Below are 7,071 nucleotides of genomic sequence, written 5' to 3' on the forward strand. Positions count from 1 at the left end.
CCCTTAGACGAACGCGGCTCGTTTTTGGGAGTGCAAAGATAGGAATCGCTTTTATTTCACCAAAAAAATCTGAAAGTCTTTCAGGTTTTTTTTCAACCCCTTTATTGCAACTCAATCTATTATACGAAGATATAATTACAAATGCTAAAAAAGCGGTCGACGTGAAAACGACCCGCTATAGAAACTCATCTTTTCAATTAAATCCCTGGTTGATTTTACTTCCCACATAAAACCAAGCCAGTACCTAACGCTGATTATTTTCTTTCTGTCATATTTGAAAAGGATTACCGGACTATTTACTGCAATGGTGCCCGATCTGTAAGCAATTAACATATAGTTTTTATGTAATCCCAGTTACAGCAGTTACCGGTCGGGACGAAAAAGGCTCCATAGGTCCCTTGTACACCAAAGATCTGCGCGCCGGCCTGGGTTGGCAATATTAAATCTGCCTGTCCAGCAGGTCAATGCTCTTTTTATAAACCGGGGTATTTTGCACTTCCTGTTGAATTGCTTGAATTGAATACTGGCCATGGTGTCAAGTGCCGGCAGGAATGCAGGCTGTCGGGCATAATGATGGCATCGCTGGGAAAAAGGCAAGTCTTCGATTGACCACAACTCCCGTTGCCGCCAATAAAAACAAAATGAAAACAAATAAACGCATTCGAAAGGATAATGGGTTTTTATAAAAAGTTGCACCTGTCAACCTGCACATGTTAGGGCTACGCACTTTTTATAAAACGTGTAATTTCAGTTAAAAATTATCAATATTTACCCTGCTAAAAGCCCGTTTGCAGATAGACTATTCCTTATACCGCCTGTATAAATAGATGGCCGCTATATGTTTATCATGCACACAAATTTCATAAACCCATTTACCGCCAAAATTGTACCTTAGCCCCCGCAATTTTTAACTAACACAAAATATCCAGATCATGAGCACAGTCAAAGTGGCGATCAACGGTTTTGGTCGTATCGGCCGGTTGGTATACCGCCAGATTTATAAAATGGACGGCATAGATGTAGTTGCTATCAATGACCTCACCAGTCCTAAAGTTTTAGCCCACCTCCTTAAATATGATAGCGCTCAGGGCCGTTTCGATGCTGAAGTAAAAAGTACCGAAAACTCTATTATAGTAAATGGCGATGAAGTAAAGATCTACGCACAAAAAGATCCCGCTCAAATTCCCTGGAAAGAGCATGATGTAGACGTTGTACTTGAATGTACAGGTTTCTTCACCGATAAAGCAAAAGCTGAAGCTCACCTTACCGCAGGTGCGAAAAGAGTAGTGATCTCTGCTCCCGCTACCGGCGATCTGAAAACGATAGTTTTCAACGTTAACCACGCTATTCTCGACGGTACTGAAACTGTTATCAGCTGCGCCAGCTGTACTACCAACTGTTTGGCCCCAATGGCTCAGGTGCTAGACGAGAAATTCGGTATCGTTAACGGTCTTATGACCACCATTCACGCCTATACAAACGATCAGAACACCCAGGATGCGCCACATCCGAAAGGTGACCTGCGTCGCGCCCGCGCTGCCGCTCAGAACATCGTTCCCAACAGCACTGGTGCTGCCAAAGCCATCGGCCTGGTACTGCCTAACCTGAAAGGTAAGTTAGATGGTTCTGCACAACGCGTTCCCACCCTTACCGGTTCTTTAACTGAAGTAACCGCTGTATTGGGTAAAAAAGTTACCGTTGAAGAAGTGAACGCCGCCATGAAAGCCGCCGCTAACGAAAGCTTTGGTTTTACTGAAGACGAGATCGTAAGCAGCGATATCATCGGTATCACATACGGTTCTTTGTACGACGCTACTCAAACCCGCGTTCAAACAGTAGGCGACACCCAACTGGTTCGCACTGTTAGCTGGTACGATAATGAAATGAGCTATGTTAGTCAGCTGGTTCGCACAGTGAACTACTTTGCAAAGCTCATCAACAAAGGCGCTGCTAAAGAAAAAGCAAAAGCTTAATAAATAACCGCAGGATTTAGTATCTGCTAATTCCTCATTAACCACAAAGATGTTGAAAGAGGAAAACGCTTTCAATACACTTTGTGGTTAACTTTTTTAAAACTACTCTTCATGTCTACATTCAGCCAATATAATTTCAAAGGTCAGAAAGCGCTGATCAGGGTTGACTTTAACGTGCCGCTTGACAAAAAAACATTTGCCATTACCGACGATACCCGCATCACAGCGGCTGTTCCCACCATTAAAAAAATATTGGGCGACGGCGGTAGTGTTATTCTCATGAGTCACCTCGGCCGCCCCAAAGAAGGCCCCGAAGAAAAATCTTCACTTAAACACCTGGTTGCTCATATAACCAAATTGCTCGGCGTTAATGTGCAGTTTGCCGGTGATTGCATCGGACAGGAGGCCATTGACAAAGCCGCTGCCCTGAAGCCTGGTGAAGTATTGTTGCTTGAGAACCTGCGTTTCTATAAAGAAGAAGAAAAAGGCGATGCCGGTTTTGCTGAAAAACTAAGCAAACTGGGCAACGTATATGTGAACGATGCATTCGGTACCGCTCACCGCGCGCACGCTTCTACAGCGGTTATCGCACAATTCTTTGCTGCTGATAAAAAAATGTTCGGTCTGCTGATGGAAAGCGAAGTAGCCAGCGCCGAAAAAGTAATGAACAATGCCGAGAAACCTTTTACCGCCATCATCGGCGGCGCCAAGGTCTCTGACAAGATACTCATCATCGAAAACCTGCTTGAAAAAGCGACCGATATCATCATTGGCGGTGGTATGGCCTATACGTTTGAAAAAGCGCAGGGCGGAGCCATCGGTAATTCACTTTGTGAGAACGAGCGCATCGAAACAGCCCGCGAACTGCTGAAGAAAGCGGAAGCCAAAGGCGTATGCCTGCATTTTCCTTCCGATTCTGTGATCGCCGATAAATTCGATGCCAACGCACTTACATCCAATGCGCCCAGCAATAACATTCCCGATGGCTGGATGGGGCTCGACATTGGTCCCAACGCCTGCAACCAGTTTGCCAACGTGATCAAACGTTCAAAAACCATTTTGTGGAATGGTCCTATGGGCGTGTTTGAAATGGATAAATTCCAGCACGGGACAAAAGCTATTGCAACGGCTGTTGCCGAAGCTACCCAGGACGGCGCTTTCTCTCTGGTAGGCGGCGGCGATTCAGTTGCAGCCGTTAACCAGTTTGGCTACAGCGACCAGGTTAGCTATGTTTCAACCGGCGGCGGCGCCATGCTCGAATTCTTTGAGGGTAAAGAACTCCCCGGTATTGCGGCTATAAAAAATAGCAGGTAGTAAGTTTTTATTTAACTTTATCATATAATCAATGCCACGTACCAACAGTGCGTGGCATTGATTTTTTAATGATCTTCGGGTAACCAGTCAGGCGGAAATAAAAATTAGCTTAATTATGAGAAAGTGGTACCAATTACTACTTTTAGTAGCCCTGGTATTGGCGGCGGCTTCCTGTCAGAAGGAAATTAGCGGCGATATAACACCTCCTGCTGGCGGCCCGCTTCCGTCTGACACCACTCCACCTGGTTTGAACACGGAAGTCGGTAGCTGGATGTTTGTTTCCCTCACCGGGAAAATTGATCAAACAGCGGAGTTTTCTCAAAGTGGCGCTTCAGTTAAAGCGGTCAGTTCGAGCAACTTTATCTCTACAAATAACGATGGCACCGTTACGTTCGATAATTCTACAATGACGGCGAATGCCATCACCCTGGCCGTAAATACTACTGCCACCACCTCTATTTATATGAACGGAGTTTTGTTCGACACAGAGCAAACCCCATTCAGTCAAACCCTTCCGCCCCAAAACGCTTCTTCAAATTATACGAAGATCGGCACGGACTCACTCCATTTTCAGGACGGCGGCTTTTTAAATGCCATCACAGGTGGGTTATTACCGAATATCCCTACGGGTTGTAAACTGAAATTTGAGAGCAGTAATGTTATGAAAATGATCACGGTATACGACACCGTTACGACCCAGGCCTTCCAGGGAATCCCGGCAAAGATCACACTGCGTGCCGAACTGGTGGCCACGCTCAGAAAAAATTGAGGACTAAGCGTTTTTCACCATCGCAGCATCAAAACCATAGTAATTGTCTCAATAAGGATGGATAACTTCCCGCGAAATAGTATTTTTGATGAGAATTATTCTGCCCTAAACAAAAAATTGTAGCAAATGAGCCTTAAGTTTACCCCCTTCATACTCCTCTGTTCTTTTGTATTCATCTTAGCTTCCTGCGGAAAAGAGAAAAGCGTTGATACACTGGGGGTAACACCCGGCGGTACCAATGGGAATGGTAACGATGGCGGAAGCAGCAATGGTTCCGAAATTGGTACCTGGAAGTTTATTGACTTGAAAGCCAAAAACACTTCTATTATTGAGATGAGCGGTTTGGGTATGTCATCCAAAACAGAAACACTCAACGACTATACTACAGAGAACAATGCAGGCACATGTGAATTCGACGGTTCTACCATGACTGGCACTGGTTTAGAGTTTACTGTGAATACGATGACCAAAACTTATATATATAACGGAGGTGCGCTTGAAGATTCAATTGAACTGCCAATGAATTATATAGCACCGCCTACCAATTCTAGTTCTACCTATAAAAAATTCGGAACCGATTCAATTTACGTTAATGGTGGAACCTTACAAACACCCAACGGAACGCAGCAAAGTAATGGTACTGGATTTAAACTTAGGTGGTATGGCGATAAAATGACACTCACTGGAAGATTTAGCCAAAGCTCTAGCCAGTTAATCCAGGGCGTTATGCAAAGGACATCTTATTCCCTATATTTGGTTTATACATTTCAAAAGCAGTAAATATATTGGTTCTATAAATTGAAAGCCCTCCCGGTTTGCGGGGAGGGCTTCTTTTTTTAAGGAATATCTCTAAAATAAACTTCTGCAATAAGCGAGGCATGCAATTACTCAATCTCTTTGAACTGAATCTTCTCAACTCGTCAACCGGTCAACTATTTCCCGGGATTTTGCAAAAACTATGTAACGAAAACCATGTGGCTGCGACCAAAGTAATGTGATGTTTACAATGACGGCTGGCAGTGCGTTAAATGGCTGCGCGGTTGAACAAGTAACCTTAACCATTTGTTTATCATAGGAATTGTAGATTGGTTGTGGTAAAAAATTGTACATTTATAATACATAAAACTCTAAATAGGTATGAAATCTAGTTATCTGGTACTGATCGTTATCGTTGTATTCATCCTGATACTGGGTGGTTGCGGGTGTAATGGATATAACAAAATGGTAAACCTCGATGAAAATGTGAAGAACAAATGGAATAATGTGCAGAGCGATTATCAGCGTCGTTCCGACCTGATACCTAACCTCGTGAGTACAGTGAAAGGGGCTGCCAATTTCGAGCAAACGACATTAACGCAGGTAATTGAAGCAAGAGCGAAGGCTACTTCGATGAACGTTAGTGCCGATAACCTCACACCTGAAAAGATACAACAGTTTCAGCAGGCGCAGGGGCAGTTGGGTGGTGCCTTAGGCAGGTTGCTGGCCGTTGCCGAACAATATCCGCAATTGCAGGCTACACAAAACTTCAGAGACCTGCAGGTACAGCTCGAAGGAACTGAAAACCGCATCAAGGTTAGCCGTAACGACTTTAACGCATCGGTGCAGGAATACAACAGCACGGTACGTCGTTTTCCCAATAATATTTTTGCCGGTATGTTCGGCTTTAGCGTAAAACCAGGGTTCACTGCCGAAGCCGGTTCAGAAAGGGCGCCTAAAGTAGCATTCTAAAATAATATCCATGGCATTTTTCCCCTTCTCAAAAAGGAAACAGTTTTTTTCGAACGACGAACAGGAGCGCATTGTCAGTGCCATCCGCAATGCCGAGCAACAAACCAGCGGTGAGATCAGGGTATATACCGAAAGCCGTTGCCGTTTTGTTGACCCGCTCGACAGGGCCGCAGAAATTTTCTGGGGGCTGAAGATGGACCTTACAAAAGACCGTAATGGTGTGTTGATATACGTTGCCATGAAAGACCACCAGTTTGCGATCCTGGCCGATCAGGGTATTCACGAAAAGGTTGGTCAGTCTTTCTGGAACCAGGAGGTGGCGGTTATGCAAAAGCATTTCGCAAACGCTCATCCTGCAGAAGCGATAGAGGCTGTGGTTAACGATGTTGGACTCGCATTGAAAACGTACTTTCCGTACAACCGGTCAAGCGATAAAAATGAGTTACCCGACGATATGGTTTTTGGATCTTAATTAAAAGAAATTGCAGGTTTCAGGTTCCTGGTTACAGGGAGTTGAGGCTTTGGTATTCCCTGTAACCTGCAACTTGCGACCTGTAACATTTTTTAAATTGAATGGCATTCATAAGTAGTAATGAGAAACAGATTTAAACTCTTTCTAGCCTCGGCTTTGTTGTTTGTGTCGTTTTTGGCGGTGGCACAGGATATTCCTGCCCGGCCAACCCCTCCCCGGCTGGTCAATGATTTTGCCGGTGTGTTAACGCCGCAGGAAGAACAGCAGCTTGAAAACGAGCTGGTAGCATACGACGACAGTACCAGCAACCAGATAGCCATTGTTCTCATTAATACGCTCGACGATTATCCCATTGAAGAGTATACAACGAAGTTGTTTCGCGAGTGGGGCGTTGGAAATAAGAAAAACAATAATGGGGTAGTGATCCTTGCTGCCATCCGCGACCGCAAGATCCGGATTGAAGTAGGTTATGGCCTGGAAGGCGCCATACCCGATATCACTACCGGCCACATTATACAAAATGATATTACTCCCAACTTCAGGTCGGGCGATTATTACCAGGGCCTTTCACAGGCTGCCCATTCCATTATAAAGGCAGCGGCCGGGGAATACAAGGCGCCGGCCAATTATAGAAAGAAAAAAGGCGGCGGCAGCGCGCTGCCATTCGGCTTCCTGGTATTTATCATTATTATGATCGTGATCTTCGGTGGCCGCGGCGGTGGCAGAGGTGGCGGCGGATTTATGAGTCGTCGTGGTTCCGGCTGGTTAGGCCCTTTCATATTAGGAAGTATGCTCGGCCGTGGCAGCAGTGGCGG

8 protein-coding genes are annotated in these 7,071 nt (G+C 45.1%); all 8 read left to right on the top strand.

Features of this window, described 5'->3' with window-relative positions; genetic code table 11:
- Nucleotides 1-230: hypothetical protein (locus tag A4R26_RS35540; protein ID WP_207625881.1), on the top strand; the 230-nt coding region annotated here is incomplete at its 5' end.
- 702 nt (nucleotides 231-932) lie between these two features.
- The gene (gene gap / locus A4R26_RS34230) at nucleotides 933-1,973 is read left to right on the top strand and encodes a type I glyceraldehyde-3-phosphate dehydrogenase (RefSeq protein ID WP_081171720.1); all 1,041 of its coding nucleotides are present in this window, start codon (nucleotides 933-935) and stop codon (nucleotides 1,971-1,973) included.
- A gap of 111 nt (nucleotides 1,974-2,084) precedes the next feature.
- A complete protein-coding gene (locus tag A4R26_RS34235) occupies nucleotides 2,085-3,287 on the top strand; it encodes a phosphoglycerate kinase (RefSeq protein WP_081171721.1) in 1,203 nt (400 codons plus the stop codon).
- 115 nt (nucleotides 3,288-3,402) lie between these two features.
- Nucleotides 3,403-4,056 (top strand): hypothetical protein, encoded by a 654-nt coding sequence (locus A4R26_RS34240; protein ID WP_081171723.1) that lies wholly within the window; start codon nucleotides 3,403-3,405, stop codon nucleotides 4,054-4,056.
- A gap of 126 nt (nucleotides 4,057-4,182) precedes the next feature.
- A complete protein-coding gene (locus tag A4R26_RS34245; protein ID WP_081171724.1) occupies nucleotides 4,183-4,836 on the top strand; it encodes a hypothetical protein in 654 nt (217 codons plus the stop codon).
- Between the two features lie 357 nt (nucleotides 4,837-5,193).
- On the top strand, nucleotides 5,194-5,784 hold the full coding sequence (locus A4R26_RS34250; protein ID WP_081171726.1) for a LemA family protein: 591 nt from the start codon (nucleotides 5,194-5,196) through the stop codon (nucleotides 5,782-5,784).
- Nucleotides 5,785-5,794: 10 nt separating this feature from the next.
- On the top strand, nucleotides 5,795-6,256 hold the full coding sequence (locus A4R26_RS34255) for a TPM domain-containing protein (RefSeq protein ID WP_081171728.1): 462 nt from the start codon (nucleotides 5,795-5,797) through the stop codon (nucleotides 6,254-6,256).
- 120 nt (nucleotides 6,257-6,376) lie between these two features.
- A partial coding sequence (locus A4R26_RS34260) for a TPM domain-containing protein (protein WP_081171730.1) occupies nucleotides 6,377-7,071 on the top strand: 695 nt, incomplete at its 3' end.

Origin of the sequence: Niastella populi, assembly GCF_002078015.1 — a bacterium.
Lineage (GTDB): Bacteria > Bacteroidota > Bacteroidia > Chitinophagales > Chitinophagaceae > Niastella > Niastella populi.